The 24431-nt window shown below is 69.7% G+C and carries 21 protein-coding genes, 1 tRNA gene, 1 pseudogene and 1 riboswitch; of the genes and pseudogenes, 9 read left to right on the top strand and 14 right to left on the bottom strand.

Features of this window, described 5'->3' with window-relative positions; translation table 11 throughout:
* Positions 1–94: 94 nt before the first annotated feature.
* Positions 95–403: pseudogene (locus tag ACFWYS_RS18030) on the top strand (hypothetical protein); the annotation flags it as partial.
* 37 nt (positions 404–440) lie between these two features.
* Here ACFWYS_RS18030 and ACFWYS_RS18035 read toward each other — a convergent pair.
* Positions 441–1202, bottom strand: coding sequence for an SDR family oxidoreductase (locus ACFWYS_RS18035; RefSeq protein WP_384769283.1), 762 nt, complete (start codon positions 1200–1202; stop codon positions 441–443).
* 164 nt (positions 1203–1366) lie between these two features.
* On the opposite strand from ACFWYS_RS18035, the gene ACFWYS_RS18040 reads away from it, so the two are divergent.
* A complete protein-coding gene (locus ACFWYS_RS18040; protein ID WP_384769286.1) occupies positions 1367–2197 on the top strand; it encodes a helix-turn-helix transcriptional regulator in 831 nt (276 codons plus the stop codon).
* A gap of 344 nt (positions 2198–2541) precedes the next feature.
* On the opposite strand, the gene ACFWYS_RS18045 is transcribed toward ACFWYS_RS18040, so the two are convergent.
* Positions 2542–3930, bottom strand: coding sequence for a cystathionine beta-synthase (locus ACFWYS_RS18045; protein ID WP_384769289.1), 1389 nt, complete (start codon positions 3928–3930; stop codon positions 2542–2544).
* A 166-nt stretch (positions 3931–4096) separates the two neighbouring features.
* On the opposite strand from ACFWYS_RS18045, the gene ACFWYS_RS18050 reads away from it, so the two are divergent.
* From ACFWYS_RS18050 to ACFWYS_RS18060, 3 genes are all read left to right on the top strand, one after another.
* The gene (locus tag ACFWYS_RS18050) at positions 4097–5122 is read left to right on the top strand and encodes an SGNH/GDSL hydrolase family protein (protein WP_384769292.1); all 1026 of its coding nucleotides are present in this window, start codon (positions 4097–4099) and stop codon (positions 5120–5122) included.
* A 115-nt stretch (positions 5123–5237) separates the two neighbouring features.
* Positions 5238–6458 carry an acetyl-CoA C-acetyltransferase gene (locus tag ACFWYS_RS18055; RefSeq protein WP_384769295.1) on the top strand — a complete coding sequence of 407 codons (1221 nt, stop codon included), beginning with the start codon at positions 5238–5240 and terminating at the stop codon, positions 6456–6458.
* A gap of 294 nt (positions 6459–6752) precedes the next feature.
* On the top strand, positions 6753–7535 hold the full coding sequence (locus ACFWYS_RS18060) for a hypothetical protein (RefSeq protein WP_384769297.1): 783 nt from the start codon (positions 6753–6755) through the stop codon (positions 7533–7535).
* Positions 7536–7630: 95 nt separating this feature from the next.
* Here the strand turns inward: ACFWYS_RS18060 and ACFWYS_RS18065 are convergent, their stop codons facing one another.
* Positions 7631–7942: a hypothetical protein gene (locus tag ACFWYS_RS18065; RefSeq protein WP_384769300.1), complete on the bottom strand. Its 312-nt coding sequence runs from the start codon at positions 7940–7942 to the stop codon at positions 7631–7633.
* Between the two features lie 94 nt (positions 7943–8036).
* Between ACFWYS_RS18065 and ACFWYS_RS18070 the strand changes: the two genes are divergently transcribed.
* Positions 8037–8267 carry a DUF4287 domain-containing protein gene (locus tag ACFWYS_RS18070; protein ID WP_272114907.1) on the top strand — a complete coding sequence of 77 codons (231 nt, stop codon included), beginning with the start codon at positions 8037–8039 and terminating at the stop codon, positions 8265–8267.
* 94 nt (positions 8268–8361) lie between these two features.
* Here the strand turns inward: ACFWYS_RS18070 and ACFWYS_RS18075 are convergent, their stop codons facing one another.
* From ACFWYS_RS18075 to ACFWYS_RS18085, 3 genes are all read right to left on the bottom strand, one after another.
* Complete coding sequence (locus ACFWYS_RS18075) at positions 8362–9255, bottom strand: Bax inhibitor-1/YccA family protein (protein WP_384769302.1); 894 nt, start codon at positions 9253–9255, stop codon at positions 8362–8364.
* A gap of 214 nt (positions 9256–9469) precedes the next feature.
* Positions 9470–10672, bottom strand: coding sequence for a 4-hydroxybenzoate 3-monooxygenase (locus ACFWYS_RS18080; protein ID WP_384769305.1), 1203 nt, complete (start codon positions 10670–10672; stop codon positions 9470–9472).
* Positions 10673–10796: 124 nt separating this feature from the next.
* Positions 10797–10880: transfer RNA gene (locus ACFWYS_RS18085), tRNA-Leu, on the bottom strand.
* 393 nt (positions 10881–11273) lie between these two features.
* Here ACFWYS_RS18085 and ACFWYS_RS18090 point away from each other — a divergent pair.
* Both ACFWYS_RS18090 and ACFWYS_RS18095 read left to right on the top strand, forming a co-directional pair.
* Positions 11274–12044: an ABC transporter ATP-binding protein gene (locus ACFWYS_RS18090; RefSeq protein ID WP_384769308.1), complete on the top strand. Its 771-nt coding sequence runs from the start codon at positions 11274–11276 to the stop codon at positions 12042–12044.
* On the top strand, positions 12044–14575 hold the full coding sequence (locus tag ACFWYS_RS18095; RefSeq protein WP_384769311.1) for an ABC transporter permease: 2532 nt from the start codon (positions 12044–12046) through the stop codon (positions 14573–14575). The genes ACFWYS_RS18090 and ACFWYS_RS18095 overlap by 1 nt, the downstream gene beginning before the upstream one ends.
* Before the next feature lie 52 nt (positions 14576–14627).
* Here the strand turns inward: ACFWYS_RS18095 and ACFWYS_RS18100 are convergent, their stop codons facing one another.
* Positions 14628–15929: a class I SAM-dependent methyltransferase gene (locus ACFWYS_RS18100; protein ID WP_384769313.1), complete on the bottom strand. Its 1302-nt coding sequence runs from the start codon at positions 15927–15929 to the stop codon at positions 14628–14630.
* A 176-nt stretch (positions 15930–16105) separates the two neighbouring features.
* Positions 16106–17485 (bottom strand): NAD(P)/FAD-dependent oxidoreductase, encoded by a 1380-nt coding sequence (locus tag ACFWYS_RS18105; protein WP_384769316.1) that lies wholly within the window; start codon positions 17483–17485, stop codon positions 16106–16108.
* 558 nt (positions 17486–18043) lie between these two features.
* Between ACFWYS_RS18105 and ACFWYS_RS18110 the strand changes: the two genes are divergently transcribed.
* Positions 18044–18292: a hypothetical protein gene (locus tag ACFWYS_RS18110; protein WP_384769318.1), complete on the top strand. Its 249-nt coding sequence runs from the start codon at positions 18044–18046 to the stop codon at positions 18290–18292.
* Between the two features lie 80 nt (positions 18293–18372).
* On the opposite strand, the gene ACFWYS_RS18115 is transcribed toward ACFWYS_RS18110, so the two are convergent.
* From ACFWYS_RS18115 to ACFWYS_RS18140, 6 genes are all read right to left on the bottom strand, one after another.
* Complete coding sequence (locus tag ACFWYS_RS18115; RefSeq protein ID WP_384769321.1) at positions 18373–19353, bottom strand: exopolyphosphatase; 981 nt, start codon at positions 19351–19353, stop codon at positions 18373–18375.
* The gene (locus ACFWYS_RS18120) at positions 19350–19898 is read right to left on the bottom strand and encodes a DUF501 domain-containing protein (protein ID WP_384769324.1); all 549 of its coding nucleotides are present in this window, start codon (positions 19896–19898) and stop codon (positions 19350–19352) included. The genes ACFWYS_RS18115 and ACFWYS_RS18120 overlap by 4 nt, the downstream gene beginning before the upstream one ends.
* 78 nt (positions 19899–19976) lie before the next feature.
* Positions 19977–20453 carry a septum formation initiator family protein gene (locus tag ACFWYS_RS18125; RefSeq protein ID WP_384769326.1) on the bottom strand — a complete coding sequence of 159 codons (477 nt, stop codon included), beginning with the start codon at positions 20451–20453 and terminating at the stop codon, positions 19977–19979.
* A gap of 111 nt (positions 20454–20564) precedes the next feature.
* Positions 20565–21845, bottom strand: coding sequence for a phosphopyruvate hydratase (gene eno / locus ACFWYS_RS18130; RefSeq protein WP_384769329.1), 1281 nt, complete (start codon positions 21843–21845; stop codon positions 20565–20567).
* A 309-nt stretch (positions 21846–22154) separates the two neighbouring features.
* Positions 22155–22844: a transglycosylase family protein gene (locus tag ACFWYS_RS18135; protein ID WP_384769332.1), complete on the bottom strand. Its 690-nt coding sequence runs from the start codon at positions 22842–22844 to the stop codon at positions 22155–22157.
* 4 nt (positions 22845–22848) lie between these two features.
* Positions 22849–23048: riboswitch (cyclic di-AMP (ydaO/yuaA leader) on the bottom strand.
* Between the two features lie 205 nt (positions 23049–23253).
* Positions 23254–24312 (bottom strand): transglycosylase family protein, encoded by a 1059-nt coding sequence (locus ACFWYS_RS18140; RefSeq protein ID WP_384769335.1) that lies wholly within the window; start codon positions 24310–24312, stop codon positions 23254–23256.
* Between the last annotated feature and the right edge of the window lie 119 nt (positions 24313–24431).

Genomic DNA, 24431 nt, shown 5'->3' on the forward strand with positions numbered 1-24431 from the left:
CACACACCCCGAGCGCTGCCGCGCGGGGTGTGGGGGGGTTTTAGAGACCCCGGCGGGGAGTTCGATATCTTGATCTCCCCCCCCCCCCCCCCCCCTCGACGGGGCGGTCGAGCGCCGGATGCGGCGGCAGCTGGCCGAGCAGCAGATGGTGGTGGCCAGGGGCGCGCGGTCGCCGAGGCCGACGGACTCCTTCGGCGAGCGCTTCGGCTTCGGCATCGTCTCGCTGGTCCTGGCGGTCCCGCTGTCCGCCATCGGCGCCGGCACCGCCCATCTGCCCGGCCTGCTCGTCACCTGGACAGGCATCGTCGGCGTCAACGTCGTCCAGGCGGCCCGCACCAACCCCGGACTGTTCCGGGGCTGGCACCGCAAGTCGGCAAAGGACGAGGACCGCTGGGAGGACTGAGCCTCCCCTGGCAGACCTCCCCGGCGGAGAGGCGGGCTCACGCCTGCCGGGTGGGCATCGCCATGATCTGCCGCAGGTTCACATGCCGCGGGCGGCTCACCGCGTACGCCACGACATCGGCGAGTTCCTCGGCGGCCAGGGCGCCCACGGCTTCGAGCATGCCGTCGACCTGCCCCGACACCTCCGCGTTGTCGGTGTGCAGCCGCAGCTCGCTCTCCACGAACCCCGGCTCGATGTTGGTGACCCGTACGTCACGCGGCCCGAACTCGGTGCGCAGGCACTGGGAGAGATGCGTGACGGCGGCCTTGGTCGCCCCGTACACCGCGTAGTTGGGGAAGGCGAGATGGGCGCCGACGGAGGAGATGTTCACCAGGTCGGCCGTGCGACCCTCGCCCGCCGCCTCCACCAGATCACCGGTGAACGCCCGGACGACGCGCAGCACCCCGGTCACATTGGTGTCGATCATCCGCTGCCACTCCTCGAACCGCCCCGCCTCCACGGGGTTGCCCAGCATGACGCCGGCGTTGTTGACGACGAGGTCGACGGCCCCGTACGCCTCGTGGATCCGCTCCACGGCGGCGTCCACGGACGCGTCGTCGGTGACATCGGCGACGACGGCCAGCGCCGCACCGCCGCCGGCCGTGATCTTCGCGGCGACCTCGCCGAGCCGCTGCTCGCGCCGGGCCAGCAGCGCCACCCGCGCGCCCCGCTCGGCGAGCAGCACGGCGATGGCCTCGCCGATCCCGCTGGCGGCTCCGGTCACGACGGCGGTACGGCCGGTCAGGTTCTCGTACGACATGGGGGGTCCTCCGTGTCTCGGTCTGTCTGTGCTGGGGAGCCACCGGGACCCGCCCGGCGGCATCACCCACCCTCGGCCGCCGCGCCCGCCCTACCCAGGGATGCGTTGTTCCTGTGTCTGGCAGTACCAGGCTCACGTCCCGCCGCGCGGCTACGCTCGAAGCCATGGACGGGGACCTGGGAGACTTCCTGCGCTCGCGCCGAGGCCGGATCCAGCCGGAGGAGGTGGGGCTGCCCTCGTACGGGCGGCGCCGTGTGCCGGGGCTGCGCCGCGAGGAGGTGGCGCAGCTGGCCGGAGTGAGCGTCGACTACTACGTCCGTCTGGAACAGGGCCGGGGGCGGAGCGTCTCGGACGCCGTCCTGGACGCCGTAGCGCGGGTGCTGCGGCTGGACGAGACGGAGCACGCCTATCTGCGTACGGTGGCCCGGCCCCGGCGCGGGCGGGATGTGCGCAGGCCGGAAGCGGCCCGGGTCCGGCCGGGTGTCCAGGCACTGCTGGACGGCATGGACCGCACGCCCGCCTTCGTCATCGACGCCCGCATGGACATCCTCGCCTGGAACTCCCTCGCCGACGCGATGAACGGCTACAGCCGTACGGCCCCGGCCGACCGCAACATCCCCCGGCAGGTCTTCCTCGGCGCCGAGGCCCGCACCACGTTCCCGGACTGGCCCGACATCGCCGCCCAGGCCGCCGCCCACCTGCGCCTGAACGCCGGGCACCGCCCCGATGACGCACGGCTGGACGCCCTCATCGGCGAACTGTCCGTCAGAAGCCCCGACTTCCGCCGGCTGTGGGCGGACCACCAGGTCAAGGCCTGTATGTCCGGCACGAAGCGCATCCACCACCCGCTCACGGGCCTGCTGTCCCTCCCCTTCGAGACCCTGACCGTGCCGACGGACCCGGAGCAGACGGTGGTGGTGTACACGCCGGAGCGGGGCTCGGACGCGGCGGAGAAGCTGGCACTGCTGGGGAGTTGGACCACGGCGGAGGTGTAGCCGGCCGTCGGTCACAAAAGTATTCCGCGGGGACCGCCGCACCCCCGTTGCCGGGGGGCGGGACGACGGCGGTCCCCGCGAGGGACGCGGGCCGGGTCAGGGCCGGGCTTGCGCGTCCGTGGCGTCCATGGAGGTCCGGGAGCCGCTCCGGAGGTCCTTGGACGTTCGGCGCCGGCCGGGGCGGGGAGCCGCTCCCGCCCTGCCGACATCCACTAATGTGCCCGACCCGTGTTAAGCGGGTGCTGCGTGAACGTGTCGCGCTCGTACCAGTTCCGCGACAGCCCGAGCGGCCCCGGTCACCGCAAGTTCGCCGCGGACACGGCACGTTCACCGCAGGTTTGCCGCTACTTCCCGCCCTTGGCGAGGAACGCCAGCAGGTCCTGCCGGCTGACCACACCGGTCGGCTTGCCCTCGACGAGGACGATCGCCGCGTCGGCCGCGCCCAGCACGGACATCAGGTCACCGACCGGCTCACCGGAGCCGACCTGCGGCAGCGGGGCCGACATGTGCTTCTCCAGCGGGTCGTCCAGCGAGGCCCGCTTGGTGAACAGGGCGTCCAGCAGCTCCCGTTCGACGACGGACCCGACGACCTCGGCGGCCATCACGTCCGGGTGACCGGCGCCCGGCTTCACGATCGGCATCTGCGAGACGCCGTACTCGCGCAAGACCTCGATGGCCTGGCCGACCGTCTCGTCCGGGTGCATGTGGACGAGGGACGGGATGGCGCCGTGCTCCTTGTCGCTCAGGACGTCACCGACGCGCGCGCTCGGGCCCTCGTCCTCCAGGAATCCGTAGTCGGCCATCCACTCGTCGTTGAAGATCTTGCTGAGGTAGCCACGGCCGCTGTCGGGAAGGAGGACGACCACCACGTCGTCGGGCCCGAGCCGCTCGGCGACCTTCAGCGCGGCGACGACGGCCATACCGCAGGAGCCGCCCACCAGCAGGCCCTCCTCGCGGGCCAGGCGCCGGGTCATCTGGAAGGAGTCCTTGTCGGACACGGCGACGATCTCGTCGGCGACGGTCCGGTCGTAGGCGGTCGGCCAGAAGTCCTCACCGACGCCCTCGACGAGATACGGCCGCCCCGATCCGCCGGAGTACACCGATCCCTCGGGGTCGGCGCCGATGACCTGCACCTTGCCGTCGCTGGCGTCCTTCAGATAGCGGCCGGTGCCGGAGATGGTGCCGCCGGTGCCCACGCCCGCCACGAAGTGGGTGATCTTCCCCTCCGTCTGCTCCCACAGCTCGGGGCCGGTGGAGTGGTAGTGGGAGAGCGGGTTGTTGGGGTTGGAGTACTGGTCCGGCTTCCACGCGCCGGGCGTCTCGCGCACGAGCCGGTCGGAGACGTTGTAGTAGGAGTCCGGGTGCTCGGGATCCACCGCGGTGGGGCACACGACCACCTCGGCCCCGTACGCCCGCAGGACGTTGATCTTGTCGGTGCTCACCTTGTCGGGGCACACGAAGATGCACTTGTAGCCCTTCTGCTGGGCCACGATGGCGAGCCCGACACCGGTGTTGCCACTGGTCGGCTCGACGATCGTGCCGCCGGGCTTGAGCGCACCGCTCTCCTCCGCGGCCTCGATCATGCGCAGGGCGATGCGGTCCTTCACGGAACCGCCCGGGTTGAAGTACTCGACCTTGGCCAGGACGGTTGCCCGGATGCCCTTGGTCACGTTGTTGAGCCTCACCAGCGGGGTGTTGCCGACGAGACTGATCATCGAATCGTGAAAATGCACCGTTGTCTCCGGATGCTGCAAAAAGGGTGGTCGTAGTGGTTCCGCCAGCCTAAGGCCCGGTGGCCCGCAGGGGCCCGTGAAGGTCGTTCACGCGCCGTTGGGATTGGGCCACGGTCCGTGCGGGGCAAGCAGTGGATGTACGGCTTCGAGGAGGTGGCTGCGACGCATGACGAGCATGTCGAGGGCGCGGGTGGCCCGGCGGATCGCGGCGGGCGCCGCGTACGGCGGAGGCGGGATCGGCCTGGTCGGCGCGGCGGCCGTCGGTGTCGTCCTCGCCGAGGTGCGGCTGGCCAGGCGCCATGTGGGCAACGGCACGAGCAACCACGTACCGAGCGCCGACGGACGGTACGGCCGCACGTACGACACCCCCGGTGAGCCGCCGCTGCGGCTGACGATGCTGGGTGACTCGACGGCCGCGGGCCAGGGGGTGCACCGGGCGGGGGAGACGCCGGGCGCACTGCTGGCGTCGGGGCTCGCGGCGGTGGCGGAACGGCCGGTCGACTTCCGCAACGTGGCGCTGCCGGGGGCCCGTTCGGACGACCTGGACCGCCAGGTGGCCCTGGTGCTCGCCGATCCCGCGCTGGTGCCCGAGATCTGCGTGATCATGATCGGCGCGAACGACGTCACGAACCGGATGCCGGCGACACGGTCGGTCCGTCACCTGTCCGCGGCGGTACGGCGGCTGCGCACGGCCGGTGCGGAGGTGGTCGTCGGCACCTGTCCCGACCTCGGCACGATCGAACCGGTCCAGCAGCCGCTGCGCTGGCTGGCCCGGCGCGCCTCACGCCAGCTGGCGGCCGCCCAGACGATCGGCGCGGTCGAGCAGGGAGGCCGCACGGTGTCGCTGGGCGACCTGCTCGGCCCGGAGTTCGCGGCGAACCCGCGCGAACTGTTCGGCCCCGACAACTACCACCCCTCGGCGGAGGGCTACGCCACAGCGGCGATGGCGGTGCTCCCCACGGTCTGCGCGGCCCTCGGCCTCTGGCCGGCCGAGGAGGAGCGCCCCGACGTCACCCGCCGCGAGGGCTTCCTCCCGGTCGCCCGGGCCGCGGCCGAGGCCGCCTCGGAGGCGGGTACGGAGGTCACGGCGGCGATGCCGACGGGGCCGAAGGGGCCATGGGCACTGCTCAAGCGCCGGCGCCGTCGGCGGGTTCCGGAGCCGGACCGTTCCCCGGCGACACCCTCACCGTAAGCAAGCGCTTAGAAAATTGCGGCCAGGGTCACACCCCTATTCCCGTGACCCGATACGTACGTACGGGTAACTTCCCTCACAGCCCTGCCTGACCCCGTACGTCAATGGAGCCGTGATGCCCGAAGCCGTGATCGTCTCGACCGCCCGCTCCCCCATCGGCCGCGCCTTCAAGGGCTCCCTCAAAGACCTGCGCCCGGACGACCTCACCGCCACCATCATCCAGGCCGCCCTCGCCAAGGTCCCCGAGCTGGACCCCCGCGACATCGACGACCTGATGCTCGGCTGTGGTCTGCCCGGCGGCGAGCAGGGCAACAACCTCGGCCGTATCGTCGCCGTGCAGATGGGCATGGACCACCTCCCGGGCTGCACCGTCACCCGGTACTGCAGCTCCTCCCTGCAGACCTCCCGCATGGCCCTGCACGCCATCAAGGCCGGTGAGGGCGACGTCTTCATCTCGGCCGGTGTGGAGACGGTCTCCCGCTTCACCAAGGGCAACTCCGACAGCATCCCGGACACGCACAACCCGCTCTTCGCCGAGGCCGAGGCCCGCACCGCCGAGGTCGCCCAGCAGGAGGGCACGACCTGGCACGACCCGCGCGAGGACGGCCTCGTGCCGGACGCCTACATCGCGATGGGCCAGACCGCCGAGAACCTCGCCCGGATGAAGGGCATCACCCGCCAGGAGCTGGACGAGTTCGGCGTCCGCTCGCAGAACCTCGCCGAGGAAGCCATCAAGAACGGCTTCTGGGAGCGTGAGATCACCCCGGTCACCACCCCCGACGGCACGGTCGTGAGCAAGGACGACGGCCCGCGCGCCGGCGTCACCATGGAGGCCGTCGGCGGCCTGAAGCCGGTCTTCCGCCCCGACGGCCTGGTCACCGCCGCCAACTGCTGCCCCCTGAACGACGGCGCCGCCGCGCTCGTCATCATGTCCGACACCAAGGCCCGCGAGCTCGGCCTCACCCCGCTCGCCCGCATCGTGTCGACCGGCGTCTCCGGCCTCTCCCCCGAGATCATGGGCCTCGGCCCGGTCGAGGCGAGCCAGCAGGCCCTGCGCCGCGCCGGTCTCACCATCGACGACATCGACCTGGTCGAGATCAACGAGGCGTTCGCCGCCCAGGTGATCCCCTCCTACCGCGACCTGGGCATCGACATCGACAAGCTGAACGTCAACGGCGGTGCCATCGCCGTCGGCCACCCCTTCGGCATGACCGGCGCCCGCATCACCACCACGCTCATCAACTCCCTCCAGCACCACGACAAGCAGTTCGGTCTGGAGACGATGTGCGTCGGCGGCGGCCAGGGCATGGCGATGGTCATCGAGCGCCTGAGCTGACCCCTCGCCGCTAGCCTCTCAGTAGTCAACTCACGACCCACCGTGAGCCAATGGCCCAGAACCCGGGAAACTCCAAGGTTCTGGGCCGTTTTGTGATCCAATCTCCCCCAGGATGTGACCTATCTCCCTCTGCGGAGGGATTTACGCAGCTCAGAGCCGTTGCACCACCAAACATCAGGCCCAAAACCCTGTCCGTTTCGTGACGTTACGCACTGACAGCTGGATAGTCCGCCCTTCAAGCTGATGTAGGAAGTCGGGGGTCGACTTTGAACCGGGAGTACGTCAGTGAGCGCCATGCCGATCGCTTTGCTGCTCACCACGGCCGCCACCGGCGCCGTGGGCGTCGCCGTCCTGCGCACCCTCATGGTGCTGCGCCGACAGGTCGCGGCCCTGCACACCGAGCTGGCACAGAACAACGCCGCAGCGGCCCGCGGTCTCGTCCCGCAGGCCCGCCACGCCGCCGACGCCGATGAGATACGCGCCGCGGTGGCCGAGGCGCTCGCCGAGGAGCGGGAGCGGGAGCTGGCCGAGGCGCGCGCCTTCTGGGCCGCCCAGGAGTCCCGCGACGCCTCCGACTCGCCCACGCTGCTGGGCCTGTCCGACAGCGAGCTCTTCCTGCCCCGCCAGGCCGACTTCTCGGGCCTGGAGCATCTGGAGCCGGTCACCGAGCCGACCGCGGACACGGACGAGTTCGCCGGAGAGTCCCCCGAGCTGGCCGCGGCCCGCCGCCGTCACCCCTCCCACCCGGACTTCGTCCCGGTGCAGTCACCGGTCGTGAACGATCACGAGCGCACGGTCGCCACCCTTGAGGACCTGGCCGCCTCCGCCACCGAACTGACCGACGTCCGCCCCGGCCCCCTGGGCACCCTCGACGTCTACGTCTTCGCCGACGGCACCACCCTCTGTATGACCCCGGGCCACCGCGAAACAGCCGAACGCCTCGCCACCGCCCTGCGAGCGGGCGAGACCCCGGTCCTGCTGGGCGGTTCGGGAATCTCGGGCGCGTACACCCTGACCTTCGCGTGCGGCGAGGAGAACGTCTACATCCTGGCGGACAGGGTCATAGCGAGCCTGTAAGGGGCGGTTCTCCTGGGCGCACAGGCTCTGCAACGCCCTCAAGGGGCGCGGGGAACTGCGCGACAAGCCCCCACAACCCGCAGCCGCCGACGGCCCTAGACCCCCGCCCGCTTCTGCGCTTCCTCCACCAACCGCACCGCGTCGGCGACCTGGTCGTCATCCTCGACAACGACCGCCAGATCATGCACGGCAACGGTGATCTGATCGGCCGCGGCAAACATCCCCGCATCCGGCATCTCCCGGGGCTCCACCCCGGGCGCCTCCAGCACCTGAGCCCGCCGAGCCAGCTCTCTGGCCAAGTGCAGGGCCTCCGTCGCCCCACCTCTCTGCAGCCGACTCTGCGGCGCCGCCCTCAAACGATCGGCGAAGTGCTCCACGGCTCGGGTCAAACGCGTCGTATCAACCACGCCGTGAGCGTACGCGACTGTTGCCAACGGGCGAACGCTCAGGCACGGTGACCTGAAGGACCGGCTTACATCCCCTTTGCGTCCGGAGGCGCCGATGTCCCACGTCCTCTCCGAGGAGACCCACCGCAACATGCTCGCCCGCATCCCCCACTGCACCGGTCGTGAAGTCTCCGACTGGCTCCGCACCGTAGAAGAAGGACCGGCTCTCATCCGCTTCGAGGAGAAGGTCAGCTGGCTTCGCCACGAATACGACCTCGCGTACGGCCACGCGAAGGCGATCGTTCATGAGTACGACCTGAGGAGGGCGGCGCGCAAATTCCTCTAGGCGCGCGCAGACGACGAAGGGCCCCGGGACGAACCCGGGGCCCTTCGCTGTACGACTGCCGACTGCCGCGCAACTGCCGCGCGAGCGCCGGAGGCTAGTCGTTGTTGAGGATCGAGATGAGCCTCAGGAACTCCATGTAGATCCACACCAGCGTCATCGTGAGACCGAAGGCCGCCAGCCAGGCCTCCTCGCGCGGCGCGCCGTAGGCGATGCCGTCCTCGACCTGCTTGAAGTCCAGGGCGAGGAACGCGGCGCCGAGCAGGATGCCGACGATGCCGAAGACGATGCCGAGCGGGCCGCTGCGGAAGCCGAGGCCGTCACCGCCGCCGAAGACGGCGAACAGCAGGTTGACCGCCATGAGCAGGATGAAGCCGAGCGCGGCCGCCATCACAAAGCCGTAGAACCGGCGGTTGACGCGGATCCAGCCCGCCTTGTACGCGACCAGCACCGCGGCGAAGACCGCCATCGTGCCGATCACCGCCTGCATGGCCGCACCGCTGGCGATGCGGTTGTCGACGACGCTGGAGACGACGCCGAGGAAGACACCCTCCAGCGCGGCGTACGACAGGATCAGCGCGGGCGAGGCCTTGCGCTTGAAGGACTGCACGAGCGCCAGCACCATGCCGATCAGACCGGCGCCGATGGCGATGCCGTAGGACCGGCTGATGTTCGCGTCGTCGACCGGCAGCAGGGCCCAGGCCAGCGCGGCCGTGACGATCAGCGTGCCGAGCGTCGTGCCGGTGCGCAGGATGACGTCGTCGATCGTCATCCGGCCGGTGGCGGCCGGGGCCTGCGGCGGCGCGCCGTACTGCACGCCCTGCTGGGCGTACGGGTTCTGGGCGTACGGGTTGCCGGCCTGCGGCTGGGCGTACGGGTTGCCCTGCGTGCCGACAGCGGCGCCCCCGGCCTGCGGCGCGGTGTTGAAGCCCGCGTAGCCGTTGTCGCGGCTGAACCCCCGTCGCGAGAAGACCGGGTTGCTGCTCCTCATTTCACTCCTCCATGGCCGCCGTGCGCGGCCTTGGCTCAAGAGTAATAGGTAGGCAAAGGATTGACCCTAGTGCTTGGGGAGGATCTTTCCCTCGTCGTGGTGCGCAACACGCTACGCGGCCGGGTGATTCCCAGCCACGGAGGGGCCCATTCATGACGAACCTGGTACGTGGCCGGAATCGATCGGAGATCACCCGCCCGGCCCCGGCACCCGCTCACCCGAACGGGAACCCGGTGTACGCCTCGGCGAGGTCCGTCTCGGCGGCCCTCGACCCGGCTATCCGCTCCAGCCGCGCCAGCTGGAGCCGGTCCTCGAAGGGCGTGGCGTCGGGGGCGCGGTGCAGCAGCGTCGTCATGTCGTAGGAGAACCGCTCGGCCTGCCAGACGCGCCGCAGACAGGTCGCGGAGTAGCCGTCGAGCAGCTCCGACGAACCCGTCTCCCTCTCATACGTCAGTGCCCGCGCGAAGGTGACGACGTCACCGACGGCCAGATTCAGGCCCTTCGCGCCCGTCGGCGGCACGATGTGCGCCGCGTCCCCGGCCAGGAACAGGCGGCCGTGGCGCATGGGCTCGTGGACGTAGGAGCGCATGGGCGTGACGGACTTCTGGGTGATGGGGCCGCGTTCCAGGCGCCAGTCGTCGGCGGTCTCGAAGCGGCGCTCCAGCTCCGTCCAGATCTCGTCGTCGCGCCATGCCTCGGCGTCCGTGCCCTCGGGCACCTGGAGGTAGAGGCGGGAGACGGACGGGGAGCGCATGGACAGGAGCGCGAAGCCTCGGTCGTGGCGGGCGTAGACCAACTCGTCGTGGGAGGGGGCGACGTCGGCCAGGATGCCGAGCCAGCCGAAGGGGTACGTCCGCTCGAAGACCCGGGTCAGCTCGGCGGGGATCGCCATGCGGGACACGCCCCAGAAGCCGTCGCAGCCGACGACGTAGTCGCATTCGAGGACGTCCTCCACGTCCTCCACGCCATCGACGCCCTCGACGCCCTTGTGGCGGAAGCGCACGCGCGGGCTGTCGGTCTCGGCGCCCTCCACCACCAGGGCCTCCGTCTCGAACAACAGCGGGCCGCCCTCCTTGAGTTGGAGAGCGATGAGGTCCTTGCAGACCTCGGTCTGGGCGTAGACCGTCACGGACCGGCCGCCGGTGAGGGCGGGGAAGTCGACACGGTGGCGCTTGCGGTCGTAGCGCAGTTCTATGCCGTCGTGCCGCAGGCCCTCGCGGTCCATGCGCTCCCCGGCGCCGGCCGCGCGCAGTACGTCGACCGTGCCCTGCTCCAGGATTCCGGCGCGCTGACGGTGCTCGACGTAGGCGCGGTCGCGGCTCTCCAGGACGACCGAGTCGATGCCGGCGTTGTGGAGCAGCCGGGCGAGGAGGAGGCCGGCGGGGCCCGCTCCGATGATGCCGACGGTGGTGCGCATCGCCGAACCTCTCTGTTCCCGTTGTTCGTGTGGTGAAATTTAATTCACCAACTTCCGAACAGGAGTGTGCCCCCCTCGTCATGAGGTGTCAATGAATGCTGCAGGGATCGACGAACGTCGGAAGTGCCCAGAGCCGGACTTGAACCGGCACGCCCGCGAAGGGGCAGCGAGGTTTAAGCTCGCCGTGTCTGCATTCCACCATCTGGGCAGGCCATGGGCTTCCGCATCGAGGTTCCGAGCCTATCGGGATACGTCCCCCGAACAGCGGACGGGCGGACCGATGTTGTCTTATTTTATTGACGTCTGAGGGTGCATCAGCCCGCGGAACACGCCATCCGCACTTGCCAATAGCCTTGCGTGCGGCGGTCGGCGGTGCATGCGGAATGACGGAATTTCACCGTCCAAACAAGGACGCTCCACCTGTTCCCGACGTGAACGCCCGTCAGGGTCGCTCGTCATCCTCAGGTATGACACAGGCGCCCGTGGTCCGTCCGCAGTCTGCCTTCGGAACCAGAACAGGGATGGACTACACGGCGGTTCCCGGCCGGGACGATGGACGAGTCCTTCGAACACACCGTCGTCCTTCAGGAGCGTTCCTCTCGTGACCACCGCATCCATCGCCGGCCGGACCACCACCGTGGCCGCGCGTGCCACGGATCTGTCGAAGATCTACGGACAAGGCGAGACCCAGGTAGTCGCCCTGGACCGCGTCACCGTCGAGTTCCGGCAGGCCGAGTTCACCGCGATCATGGGCCCCTCCGGCTCCGGCAAGTCCACGCTGATGCACTGCGTGGCCGGTCTGGACACCTTCTCCTCCGGCTCCGTGCGCATCGGCGAGACCGAGCTGGGCTCCCTGAAGGACAAGCAGCTCACCAAGTTGCGCCGGGACAAGATCGGCTTCATCTTCCAGGCGTTCAACCTGCTGCCGACGCTGACCGCACTGGAGAACATCACCCTTCCGATGGACATCGCGGGCCGTAAGCCGGACAAGCAGTGGCTGGACTCGGTGATCCGCATGGTCGGCCTCGCCGACCGGCTGAGCCACCGCCCCGCCCAGCTCTCCGGAGGCCAGCAGCAGCGTGTGGCCGTCGCCCGCGCCCTGGCCTCCAAGCCCGAGATCATCTTCGGTGACGAGCCGACCGGAAACCTCGACTCGCGCTCCGGCGCCGAGGTGCTGGGCTTCCTGCGCAACTCCGTACGGGAGTTGGGGCAGACGGTGGTGATGGTGACCCACGACCCGGTGGCCGCGGCCTACGCGGACCGCGTGGTGTTCCTGGCCGACGGACGGATCGTCGACGAGATGTACCGGCCGACGGCGGACAACGTCCTCGACTTCATGAAGCAGTTCGACGCGAAGGGCCGCACCAGCTGATGTTCCGCACAGCCCTGCGCAACGTACTCGCGCACAAGGCCCGGCTCCTGATGACCGTGCTCGCCGTCATGCTCGGCGTCGCGTTCGTCTCCGGCACCCTGGTCTTCGCCGACACCCTCTCCAACGCCTTCCGCAACCAGTCGGCGAAGAGCTACGACGACGTCGCCGTCTCCGTCACCTCGCACGCCGACCCGGACGACCCCAAGGAAGAGCCCGGCCTCTCCCGGAAGACCCTCGACAAGATCTCCGCCGTGGACGGCGTCACCGGCGCGTACGGCCGCGTCGAGGGCTTCGCCGGGGTCGCCGACCCCGACGGCAAGCTGATCGGCGTCGGCTGGTCCAACAAGGGCTCCAACTTCGCCCCCGGCAAGGACGGCAAGGACAGCGCCTACACCTTCACCGACGGCTCCGGACCGGTGAAGGACGATCAGATCGCCCTGGACGAGGAGTCCGCGACCAAGGGCGAGTACCAGGTCGGCGACCGGGTGCGCGTCGCCACCAACGGCCCGGTGAAGGAGTACACCCTCAGCGGTGTCTTCACCACCGAGGACGGCGCCGTGAACGCCGGCGGCAGCCTCGTCCTCTTCGACACCGCGGTCGCCCAGAAGCAGTACCTCAAGCCGGGCTACTTCGAGAGCGTCACCGTCACCGCCGACCCCGGCGCCGACGACGCCAAGGTCCTCGCCGCGGTCAAGCCGCTGCTGCCGGACACCGCCGACGCCGAGACCGGCCAGGCGCTCGCGGACCAGCAGGCCGAGCAGATCGAGCAGGGTCTGGGCTCGCTCAAGCAGGTCCTGCTGGGCTTCGCGGGCATCGCGCTGTTCGTCGGGATCTTCCTGATCTCCAACACCTTCACGATGCTGGTCGCCCAGCGCACCAAGGAGATCGCCCTGATGCGCGCCGTCGGTGCGTCGCGCAAGCAGATCACCCGCTCGGTGCTCGCCGAGGCCGCCGTGGTGGGCTTCGTCGCCTCGGTGATCGGCTTCGCCCTCGGTATCGGCCTCGCGGTCGGACTGCGGTCCGGCATGGCCGCGTTCGAGATGAAGATCCCGGACGGCCCGCTGATCCTGTCCGCCACGCCGGTGCTCGCCGCGGTCGCGGTCGGTGTGCTGATCACGATGTTCGCCGCCTGGCTGCCCGGCCGCCGGGCCGCGAAGATCCCGCCGGTGGCGGCCATGAGCAGCGTCCACGCGGTGGCGACCACCAAGTCGCTGGTGGTGCGCAACTCCATCGGCGCGGCCATCACCGCCCTCGGCGCGGCCGGGATCGTGCTGGGTGCCTCGACCGGCGGCGACGACGGCCGGATGTACATCGCGGCGGGCGCGTTCTTCGCACTGGTCGGTGTGATCATCCTGATCCCGCTGCTGTCCCGGCCCGTGATCGCGCTCGTCCGTCCGCTGCTCGTGGGCCCCTTCGGGGTGGCCGGCAAGCTGGCCGGCCAGAACGCGGTCCGCAACCCGCGCCGTACCGGCGCCACCGCCTCCGCACTGGCGATCGGGCTGACGCTGGTGACCGGTCTGTCGGTGCTCGGCATCACGGTCGGCACGGCCATCGACAAGATGACCACGGACAACATCAAGGCCGACTACATGGTCTCGATGGCGAACGGCGGCGACCTCGACCAGTCCGCGCTGACGGCGCTGGAGAAGGCCAAGGGCGTCTCCGCGGTCTCGCCGCAGCAGGACGCCTACCTCCAGGCCGACGACGACTACGTCTCCGCCTCCGCGGTCACCCCGGGCGACATCCAGCAGGTCCTGAACGTGGACGTCGTCAGCGGCAGCGCCGACTCGCTCGCGAAGGGGCAGATCGCGGTCGCCGAGAAGACGGCCAGGAGCAAGGGCTGGAAGCCCGGCGACAGCATCGCCTTCACCTTCGCCGACGAGAAGAAGGCCACGCTGACGGTCGGCGCCGTCTACAAGGACAGCGAGTTCCTCTCCCCCGTCCTCGTCGACAAGAAGGTGGTGAACGCGCACGAGACGACGCCGTACATCCGGCAGATCTTCGTGAAGGTGGACGGCGGCCAGTCCGCGGCGAACGAGAAGGTCCTCATCGACGCGCTGGGCGACAACCCCGCGATCACGGTCATGGACCGGCAGGACATCCGCAACGAGTTCGGCGGCGTCATCAACACCATGCTGAACATCATGTACGGCCTGCTGGCGATGGCCCTGATCATCGCGGTGCTGGGTGTCGTCAACACCCTCGCGATGTCGGTCTTCGAACGGCAGCAGGAGATCGGCATGCTGCGGGCGATCGGGCTCGACCGGCGCCGGGTGAAGCGGATGGTCCGGCTGGAGGCCGTGGTCATCTCGGTGTTCGGCGCGGTGGTCGGCATCGGTCTCGGCTCGTTCCTCGGCTGGGCGATCGGCGAGACCTTCGCGGACCAGATCCCGGGCTACCGGCTGGTCCTGCCCTGGGACCGGATCGGCATCTTCCTGGTGCTGGCCGGACTGGTGGGCGTCCTGGCCGCACTGTGGCCGGCCCGCAATGCCGCGCGGCTGAACATGCTGAACGCGATCAAGGCGGAATAGCGGTACGAGCACATGGGCCCCGCTCCTGGGAAGGAGCGGGGCCCTTGGCGTGTCAGCCCCAGGTACGGGCTCGCAGCGGCATCCCCGAGTCACCGGAATCGGGTGTCCTGACCGCCAGCACCTGGTTGACGCCGATGCGGTTGCGCTCGAAGGCCAGCGCGGAGGCGGCCATGTACAGCCGCCAGACACGGGCCCGCCCGGGGCTGGTCAGCTTGACCGCCCGCGCCCACTCCGCCTCCAGGTTGGCGACCCAGCGCCGCAGCGTCAGGGCGTAGTGCTCCCGGATCGACTCCACGTCACGCACCTCGAACCCGGCGCGTTCGAGCTGGGTGACCGTGACGCCGATGGGCTGGAGCTCGCCATCGGGAAACACATAGGCGTCGATGAACTCGTCGACCTCGTACGTGGACTCGTCGCGCTGCGGCCGCCGCCCGATCTGGTGGTTGAGCAGCCTGCCGCCGGGCTTCAGCAGCCGGAACAGCGCATCGGCGTACTCCAGATACCGGTCGGCACCGACGTGCTCGGCCATCCCGACGGAGGAGACGGCGTCGTACGACTCGTCGGTGACGTCCCGGTAGTCCTGGACGCGGATCTCCACCTTGTCCGTCAGCCCCTCGCCGGCGACGCGCTTGCGGGCGTACGCCGCCTGCTCCTGGGAGAGGGTGATGCCGACGACGTGCACGCCGTACTCGCGGGCCGCGTGCACGGCCATGGAGCCCCAGCCGCAGCCGACGTCCAGCAGCCGCCGGCCGGGCCGGAGTTCGAGCTTGCGGCAGACGAGGTCGAGCTTGTCGCGCTGGGCGGCTTCGAGGGTGCCCTGCGGGGGCGGGGCGGGCCAGTAGGCGCAGGAGTACACCATGGACGGCCCGAGGACGATCTCGTAGAAGTCGTTGCCGACGTCGTAGTGGTGGCTGATGGCGCGCTTGTCGGTGCGCTTGGTGTGCAGATGGGCGCGGTGCCGGCGGACCTCCTCGGGAGGCGGCGCGGGCGGCAGCGGCAGCCCGCCGAGCCGGACCAGGCCGCGGACCGCGGCCCGTACTTCGGGGTCCCGGAGCGCCTGAGCCAGGCTCCGGGCGTCGTCCTCGCCCCGCTCCCACACGATCCCCGCGAGCAGATCGAGGGCGGCGTACAGATCCCCCTCGATTTCGAGGTCCCCGGCGACCCAGGCCCGGGCGAGCCCCAGCTCACCGGGCTTCCACAGCAGCCGGCGCACCGCACGCCGGTTCCGTACGACGAGAGTCGGCGCGCCCGGCGGCCCCGACCGCGAACCGTCCCAGGCGCGGATGCCCACCGGGAGCGGCGCTCCCAGCACCTGTTCGAGAAGACCCTTCAGCCGCACCGCGGCGTCGGCCATGGCGCACACCTCCGTGATGAGGGACCCCGGAATGTCCAACACCACGTAAACACCTGACGGGCCCGGACACAGTCCCTCACGCGCGTTCTTTTAGCCCGTCCGGCAGGAACGCCGAAGGACCTCCCGCACCACGGATGGCGGGAGGTCCTTCGGTTCGGTTCAGCGACCGGAAGAGGTCAGGAGGCCTTCGCCTCGGTCTTCTCCGGCTTCAGCGCCGCGGGCACCGGCTTGGCGGCCTCGTAGAACTCCTCGCGCGGGTGCTCCATCGCACCGAGGGAGACGACCTCGCGCTTGAGGAACATGCCGAGGGTCCAGTCGGCGAAGACGCGGACCTTGCGGTTCCAGGTCGGCATGGCCAGACCGTGGTAGCCGCGGTGCATGTACCAGGCGAGACGGCCCTTGAGCTTGATCTTCATCTTGCCCATGACGATCATCGCCACGCCCTTGTGGAGGCCGAGACCGGCCACCGCACCCTTGTTGGCGTGCTCGTAGTCCTTCTGCGGGAAGCCCCGCATACCGGAGATCACGTTGTCACCGAGGGCCCTGGCCTGGCGCAGCGCGTGCTGGGCGTTCGGCGGGCACCAGGCGTTCTCGTTGCCCGCCTTGCGGCCGACGAGGTCCGGGACCTGGGCGTTGTCGCCGGCGGCCCAGATGTAGTCGGTGCCCTTGACCTGGAGCGTCGTCTCGCAGTCGACGTGACCGCGGGGGCCGAGGGGCAGACCGAAACGGCCGAGGGCGGGGTTCGGCTTGACGCCGGCCGTCCACACGATCGTGTTCGAGTCGACCTCAAGCCCGTTCTTCAGCACGACGTGGCCGTCGACGCAGGAGTCCATGGAGGTGGAGAGGTAGACCTCGACCCCGCGGCCCTCCAGGTGCTCCTTGCCGTACTGGCCGAGCTTCGGGCCGACCTCGGGAAGGATCTTGTCGGCGGCGTCGACGAGGATGAACCGCATGTCCTCACGGGACACGTTGGTGTAGTACTTCGCCGCGTCGCGGGCCAGGTCCTCGACCTCGCCGATGGTCTCCGCGCCCGCGAAGCCACCGCCGACGAAGACGAAGGTGAGCGCCTTGCGGCGGATCTCCTCGTCGGTCGTGGAGTCGGCCTTGTCCAGCTGCTCAAGGACGTGGTTGCGCAGGCCGATGGCCTCCTCGATGCCCTTCATACCGATGCCCTGCTCGGCGAGGCCGGGGATCGGGAAGGTACGGGAGACCGCGCCGAGCGCGATCACCAGGTAGTCGAAGGGCAGCTCGTACGCCTCGCCGACCAGCGGGGCGATCGTGGCGACCTTGCGGTCCTGGTCGATGGTGGTGACCCGGCCGGTGAGAACCTCCGCCTTGGGCAGCACGCGTCGCAGCGGGACGACGACGTGGCGCGGGGAGATGCTGCCGGCGGCGGCTTCGGGAAGGAAGGGCTGGTAGGTCATGTACGACCGGGGGTCGACGACCGTGACGGTCGCCTCTCCGTAGCGCATCTTCTTGAGGATGCGCCGAGCTGCGTACAGGCCTACGTACCCACCGCCTACTACGAGGATCCTGGGACGCTCCGTGGTGCTCATGCCATCGAGTATCCACCCGCCCCAGGGGGGTCGCTCGTGCGCCCCTTCACAAGCTCTTGCAGGCCTCGTGCTACACTCCCCGGCCCTCGTGACGCAGGTCATGGTCACGATCGGGAACCGGGTCCGGGTCCGACCCGTTGTCAATGCCGCGTGAGCTGCCTCTCTGCCTCGTCGAGCCCTCCGTGAGCGGACCGAAACACCCTCCGGAGCCGACCTCCTGGACCCTCCTTACACCGTCCATCTGAACATGTTCAAGGGCCTGTTCGCCCCTCGGAAGGGTCAACCGGCACCCATCCGCGCTTCGACTGGGCCGATTTCCTTGTGAAGAACTTCACGAACTTTCTCCCGCAGGCCGTTCGCAGGGCTCGTGCGGAGGTCGTGAAGGGGCCCGAATGCGCCCCCAGGAGGTGCTCATACGCTAGCCGACCTGCTCAACCGATGGCTACTGCGCAGTAACAAACGAGACCCGGGCCACCCTCCGGCGGCGATCTGGATCACCGTTCACCCGTCAGCCACATTCCGCGCGCGCCTGGATAAAAGTGTGCATAGCGTGCAGCCATGATCACCTCACAGAAGGCCCTCAAGCGGGCCACCGCTCGAATAGTCACGGTCAGCGCTGCCCTCGGCATCGCGCTCGCAGCAGGGGCGGCGACGGCCGCATCCGCCGCCGCCTCACCCATCGCCGCGAAGTCCACGGTGGCCTACGGCGACCATGGCCACGGCCACCACCACGGCCACGGACATCACCACGGCGACGATGGTGACGGGGGGAGCTGCAGCGGTCTGCTGGTGCTCCTCTGCAACTGATGGACAGCCCGCACGGGCCCATACGACGGCCCCGGTTCCTCACCACGAGGATCCGGGGCCGTTCCGCGTCGACGCGCGCGTCAGGCACCGCGCCTGGCGTCCTCCGAGTCCTGCGCGTCCTCCGCCACCTTGAAGGCGATGCCGTCGAGGATGTCGTGCTCGCTCACCACGACCTCCTCGGCACCGATCCGCTCCATGATCGCGAGCAGCACCAGGGCGCCGGCCGCGATGACGTCAACCCGCCCCGGATGCATGGACGGTACGGCGGCGCGCTCCGCGTGGGTGGAGTGCAGCAGCCACTCGCTGATCTCCCGCACCCGGTCGTGGCCGACCCGGGAGTGGTGGATCCGTACGGAGTCGTACTCGGGCAGCTCCTGGGCGATCGCCGACACGGTCGTGACCGACCCGGCGAGCCCCACCAGCGTCCTGGCCTCGCGCAGCGGCACGGTCTTCTCGGCGAGGTCGAGGGCCGCCTCGATGTCGGCCCGCATCGCCGCGATCTGCTCCTCGGACGGCGGATCCGAGACCACGCCGTCCCGCACGAGATGCCGCTCGGTCATCCGCACACACCCGACGTCCACGGAGCGCGCCGCGCGGACGTGCTGCTCCCCGACGACGAACTCGGTCGACCCGCCGCCGATGTCCACGACGAGGTAGGGCCGGTGCAGATCCTCGCGGCCCGCCAGCTCCCTGGTCGCCCCCGTGAAGGAGAACTCGGCCTCCTGATCCCCGGTGATGACCTCGGGCTCGACACCCAGGATCTCCATGACCCCGCGCACGAACTCGTCCCGGTTCTCGGCGTCCCGGGAAGCGGAGGTGGCGACGAACCGCACCCGTTCGGCGCCGTGCTCCTTGATGATCGCCGCGTAGTCTCGGCAGGCGGCGAAGGTGCGCTCCAGCGCCTCGGGCGCGAGCCGGCCCGTGCGGTCGACGCCCTGACCGAGGCGCACGATGGTCATACGGCGGTCCAGGTCGACGAGGTCCCCGGTGGCCGGGTCGACGTCGGCGACGAGAAGCCGGATGGAGTTGGTACCGCAGTCGATGGCGGCGACGCGGGTCACTGAGCGGCCCCCTCGGACTTCTCGGACTCCGCCGGGAGCGTCACACAGGCTCCCTTGCGCCACCACTCCGGCAGCATCGCGAGGGCCTCGTCCCCCAGCGGGTTCACCCCCGGCCCGGCCGCCAGCGAATGCGCGACGAGAACGTGCAGGCACTTCACCCGGTCCGGCATGCCGCCCGCGCTGGGGAACCCCTTGAGCTCCTCGATCTCGTCGCGTCGCCGGATGTAGTCCTCGTGCGCGGCGCGGTACGCGGCGGCCAGCTCCGGGTCGGTCTCCAGCCGCGCCGACATCTCCTTCATCACGCCGTTCGCCTCCAGCGTGCCGATCGCCGACGACGCCTTCGGGCACGTCAGGTAGTACAGCGTCGGGAAGGGCGTGCCGTCGGGCAGGCGCGGGGCCGTCTCGACGACGTCCGGCTGTCCGCACGGGCACCGGTGCGCGATCGCGCGCAGCCCGCGCGGGGGCCGTCCGAGCTGCTGCTTGAAAGCCTCGACGTCCGCGTCGGTGGGCTCGGTGCGCGGGGTGGGCGGCGGGGGCGTTTGCATGCCTGTCTTTCTATCGGTTCTCGCCGGAGATCTGTCGTTCGGTCCCGGCGGTCGGTTCTCACTGGTCGGCGGCGGCTCTCACTGACCGGCGGCGTCGGCCTTGTCGACCCCGTCCCAGATGTTCGAGTACCAGGGCCGGTCGGCCGCCCCCAGCTCGGTCCGCGACTGCTTGGCGGCGTCCGGGTCGACCACGATGTAGCCGGTCTCCCCGGGCATCACATAGTGCAGCCGCTCCCGGATCTGCTGCTCGGCGTACGCGTCGTCCTGCCAGCGTGCCTTGCGGTCGCGCAGCTGCTCGACCCGCTCGGCCGCCTCCTCCTTCTGCCGCCGCAGATCGGCGATCTCGGCGCGCTGGGAGACGTACTGCCTTATCGGGTACGCGAGCGCCACCACCATGGAGCAGAGGACCAGCGCGAGCAGCGCGGCGCGTCCGGTGAGCCTGGAGCGCCGGGCCTGCCGCTTGGTCTGGGAGCGGTAGACACGGGCCGCCGTCTGCTCGCCGAGCAACCGGATCCTGGTCGCGGTGGAGAAACGGTCCCGGTCCTTGACGGCCATCGGCTCTCCGCCTCCCCTCTCACGTGCGTACGTCCCCGCACACGGTACGGGACCGAGTACAGGGACGTACGTACGACTGGCTAAGGCTTACCCAGGTGGGGTCAGCCGGGGTCAGCCCTTGAAGCGCGGGAAGGCGCTGCGGCCGGCGTAGACGGCGGCGTCGTCGAGGATCTCCTCGATGCGGAGCAGCTGGTTGTACTTGGCGACGCGCTCGGAGCGGGCCGGGGCGCCGGTCTTGATCTGGCCGCAGTTGGTGGCGACGGCCAGGTCGGCGATGGTGACGTCCTCGGTCTCGCCGGAGCGGTGGGACATCATGCACTTGAAGCCGTTGCGCTGGGCGAGCTCGACGGCGTCCAGGGTCTCGGTCAGCGAGCCGATCTGGTTGACCTTGACCAGCAGGGCGTTGGCCGCGCCGTCGTCGATGCCGCGGGCGAGGCGCTCGGGGTTGGTGACGAACAGGTCGTCGCCGACGAGCTGGACCTTGTCACCGAGCTTGTCGGTGATGGTCTTCCAGCCGTCCCAGTCGTCCTCGAACAGCGGGTCCTCGATGGAGACGAGCGGGTACGCCGCGACGAGCTCGGCGTAGTACTCGGTCATCTCGGCGGCGGAGCGGCTCTTGCCCTCGAAGGTGTAGGAGCCGTCCTTGTAGAACTCGGACGCGGCGACGTCGAGCGCCAGGGCGATCTGCTCGCCCGGGGTGTAGCCGGCCTCCTTGATGGCCTCAAGGATGAGGTCGAGGGCCTCGCGGTTGGAGCCGAGGTTCGGGGCGAAGCCGCCCTCGTCGCCGAGGCCGGTGGACAGGCCGCGGCCCTTCAGCACCTTCTTGAGGGTGTGGTAGACCTCGGTGCCCCAGCGCAGGGCCTCGGAGAAGGACTCCGCGCCGATCGGGGCGATCATGAACTCCTGGATGTCCACGTTGGAGTCGGCGTGCGAGCCGCCGTTCAGGATGTTCATCATCGGCACCGGCAGCAGGTGCGCGTTCGGGCCGCCCAGGTAGCGGAACAGCGGCAGGTCGCTGGCCTCGGAGGCGGCGTGGGCGACGGCGAGGGAGACGCCGAGGATGGCGTTGGCGCCGAGGGAGCCCTTGTTGTCGGTGGCGTCCAGGTCGAACATGGCCTGGTCGATCAGCCGCTGCTCGGTGGCGTCGTAGCCGACGAGCTCCGGGCCGATCTGCTCGATGACGGCGAGGACGGCCTTCTCGACACCCTTGCCCAGGTAGCGGTTGGGGTCACCGTCGCGGAGCTCGATGGCCTCGAAGGCGCCGGTGGAAGCGCCGGACGGAACGGCGGCACGACCCGTGCTGCCGTCGTCGAGGCCGACCTCGACCTCGACCGTGGGGTTGCCTCGGGAGTCCAGGATTTCCCGGGCTACGACGACGTCGATGGACGGCACGAGCATCTCCTTCATGGGATGTGACGCGGGTACGCAGACCGTGGTGGGTACTGCGAGACGAGCCTAACCGGCTCCGGGGCTTCAGCCACTGGTCGACCGCCCCGTGGACAGAACCGAGAGTAAATTGTTTCCGAACGAAACAAAGACACGGTACAAAAAGCCCCGCCCCGGTGCGTACGGGGGAAGACGCACCGAGGCGGGGAGTTCGTGGGGACGGGGGTGAACCTCACGACGCCCTCACTCTCACTTCCACGGATGTGAGGGCGCTGTGGTTCAGCTGTCGCCCGGGTACAACTTCGGGCGCGGCCCTTACTTCAGGTGCAGCTGCTGACCCGGGTAGATCAGGTTCGCGTCCTCGACGATGTCCTTGTTCAGCTTGAAGAGCTTCTCCCAGCCGCCCTTGACGTCGTGCTTCTCGGCGATGGAGCTGAGGGTGTCACCCTTGACGACCTTGTACTCGCCGTCGCCCTTCTTGACCTTCTTGCCGGTCGGGGTGGTGACGGTCTTGGTGCTCTTCTTGGCGGCCGGGCGGTCCGTGGAGCGGGAGGCCGACTGCTGCTCGGAGGAGCGGGTGGTGCTCTCGCTGCTCTGCGAGGAGCCGCTGGAGGAGGAGCCGCTGGGGGAGGCGCCGGACAGGCCGACACCGCAGCTCGGCCAGGCACCCTTGCCCTGGCTCGCGAGGACCTTCTCGGCTATCTCGATCTGCTGGGCCTTGGTGGCCTGGTTGGCGGTGGAGGCGTACGCCGTGCCGCCGTACGCGGCCCAGGTGGAGGCGGAGAACTGCAGACCGCCGTAGTAGCCGTTGCCGGTGTTGATCGACCAGTTGCCGCCGGACTCGCACTGCGCGACGGCGTCCCACTCGGAGGTGGTGGCGGCGGAGGCGCTGCCTGCGGCCATCAGCGGAGCGGCGACGGCGGCGGCACCGGTGACGCCGACGACGGCGATGGCGCGAGCGGCCTTGGACGGACGACGGTGCTTGCCCTTGCTGGAGAACAGCATGGAGAGATCCCCTCACCGACGCCTGCGAGGTGAGCTGTCGGGTTCGGGCCGGTTGAGTTGCCCGGCCGCGCACGCTCGCCTCTCGGCTCCCGTTGCGCGGCTTCACCCCAAGCCGACTCCGGCCGTCCGGCCCCGAAGGGCCTCAACTGCCGGACCCGGCGCAAACCTTGGGTCCCCCGCTCCTGCCTACGGCGCTTTACGCGACGACTGTTCCCGTACGGCCGCTGGCAGGATTCGGCGTTGCGGCAGCCGGGGCTCGTGGTGACGAGCGATCACGACCGTAGACAAGCGATTCCCGGAATTACAAAGACGATCAGGGCTTCTGAGATCTATCTCTCACTGCATTCAAAACGGACATTACACGCGAACCGTGACGCGAACTCCGGCTGTTTTTCGCCCTGTTCGGTACCTATTCGGCGGGGACGTCCAGGGTCTGACCGGGGAAGATGTGGTCCGCGTCAGCACCGATGGCGCTCTTGTTCGCCTTGTACAGCGCGCGCCACCCGCCGTCGAGGTCAAGGGAGTCGGCGATGGAGGCGAGAGTATCGCCGGCGCGGACGGTGTACGAGGCGTGGCGACCGGAGGGCTTGGTGGCGCTGTCGGCACCCTCGCTCTCGTCGGCGCTGGGGCCGCGGTGGCGCCCGGTGCCGGCCTCGGCGTCGGCCGCCGTGTCGTCCGTTCCGACGTCGAACGCCCCGGTGTCGACCAGGCCCGAGGAGCCCTCGTCCTGTGCGGAGTTGTCCTGATTGTCACTGTCGGGCGTCAGCGTGGGGGAGCTGTCGGGCGACTGCGAGACATCTGCGCCGGAGGACGTGTCGGACTTGGAGGAGTTGTCGGCCTCAGGGGATGAAGAAGACGAAGAGGGTGAAGAGGAAGAAGCGGAGTAATCCTGGGAGGATTCGGACGAAGTGTCCGAGGAGCCGCTGGGCGACTTCGAGGGGTCGCCGGAGTCGTCGGAGTCGCTGGAGCCGCCGGACGAGCCCTTGGACTCGGACGACCCAGACGACGTGGACGAATCGAGCAATCCGGAGGATCCGGACACCTCGGACGGCGAGTCCTCCTCGACGCCCGTGTCCAGGTCGACCGAACCGGACTCCTGGGTGAGCCCGCTGAGCAGTCCGCAGGTGCGCCAGGCACCGACGCCCTGGTTCTCAAGGATCTTCTGGGCCACCGCGATCTGCTGCGAGCGGCTCGCCAGGTCGGCGCTCGGGGCGTAGTCGAGGCCGCCGTACTTGTCCCAGTCGTCCTGGGTCAACTGCAGCCCGCCGTAACGGCCGTTGCCGCTGTCGGCACTCCAGGAGCCGCCGGTCTCACAGTCGGCCACCTTGTCCCAGACGTTGCCCTCGGCCGCGCTCGCGCCGGTGGCGCCGAGGAGCGGGATGGCGATGGCTGACCCGGTCACTCCGGCCGCGACGAGGAGAGCCGGGGCCTGACGGGGGCGACGGTGACGACCGTTCCCGGAGAGCATGCGGGGACCTTTCGCGAGACAGCAGTGACCCGCGGCGCGTGAAACCTGGACGCCGACGTTGATCCGTGAACGTATAGGCAGACGATCACTTGTCACAAGTTAATGCCGCGTAGATCACG

This window comes from Streptomyces sp. NPDC059010 (genome assembly GCF_042740355.1).
In the GTDB taxonomy this organism is placed as follows: domain Bacteria; phylum Actinomycetota; class Actinomycetes; order Streptomycetales; family Streptomycetaceae; genus Streptomyces.

What these genes read in the sequence shown, in the direction of transcription:
- ACFWYS_RS18075 (WP_384769302.1), bottom strand. Translation starts at nt 9,255, where the DNA reads ATGAGGAGCAGCAACCCGGTCTTCTCGCGACGGGGGTTCAGCCGCGAC.
- ACFWYS_RS18060 (WP_384769297.1), top strand. Translation starts at nt 6,753, where the DNA reads ATGCCGATCGCTTTGCTGCTCACCACGGCCGCCACCGGCGCCGTGGGC.
- ACFWYS_RS18105 (WP_384769316.1), bottom strand. Translation starts at nt 17,485, where the DNA reads ATGAGCACCACGGAGCGTCCCAGGATCCTCGTAGTAGGCGGTGGGTAC.
- ACFWYS_RS18095 (WP_384769311.1), top strand. Translation starts at nt 12,044, where the DNA reads ATGTTCCGCACAGCCCTGCGCAACGTACTCGCGCACAAGGCCCGGCTC.
- ACFWYS_RS18120 (WP_384769324.1), bottom strand. Translation starts at nt 19,898, where the DNA reads ATGCAAACGCCCCCGCCGCCCACCCCGCGCACCGAGCCCACCGACGCG.
- ACFWYS_RS18035 (WP_384769283.1), bottom strand. Translation starts at nt 1,202, where the DNA reads ATGTCGTACGAGAACCTGACCGGCCGTACCGCCGTCGTGACCGGAGCC.
- ACFWYS_RS18050 (WP_384769292.1), top strand. Translation starts at nt 4,097, where the DNA reads ATGACGAGCATGTCGAGGGCGCGGGTGGCCCGGCGGATCGCGGCGGGC.
- ACFWYS_RS18125 (WP_384769326.1), bottom strand. Translation starts at nt 20,453, where the DNA reads ATGGCCGTCAAGGACCGGGACCGTTTCTCCACCGCGACCAGGATCCGG.
- ACFWYS_RS18055 (WP_384769295.1), top strand. Translation starts at nt 5,238, where the DNA reads ATGCCCGAAGCCGTGATCGTCTCGACCGCCCGCTCCCCCATCGGCCGC.
- ACFWYS_RS18070 (WP_272114907.1), top strand. Translation starts at nt 8,037, where the DNA reads ATGTCCCACGTCCTCTCCGAGGAGACCCACCGCAACATGCTCGCCCGC.
- ACFWYS_RS18080 (WP_384769305.1), bottom strand. Translation starts at nt 10,672, where the DNA reads ATGCGCACCACCGTCGGCATCATCGGAGCGGGCCCCGCCGGCCTCCTC.
- ACFWYS_RS18135 (WP_384769332.1), bottom strand. Translation starts at nt 22,844, where the DNA reads ATGCTGTTCTCCAGCAAGGGCAAGCACCGTCGTCCGTCCAAGGCCGCT.
- ACFWYS_RS18040 (WP_384769286.1), top strand. Translation starts at nt 1,367, where the DNA reads ATGGACGGGGACCTGGGAGACTTCCTGCGCTCGCGCCGAGGCCGGATC.
- ACFWYS_RS18140 (WP_384769335.1), bottom strand. Translation starts at nt 24,312, where the DNA reads ATGCTCTCCGGGAACGGTCGTCACCGTCGCCCCCGTCAGGCCCCGGCT.
- ACFWYS_RS18100 (WP_384769313.1), bottom strand. Translation starts at nt 15,929, where the DNA reads ATGGCCGACGCCGCGGTGCGGCTGAAGGGTCTTCTCGAACAGGTGCTG.
- ACFWYS_RS18110 (WP_384769318.1), top strand. Translation starts at nt 18,044, where the DNA reads ATGATCACCTCACAGAAGGCCCTCAAGCGGGCCACCGCTCGAATAGTC.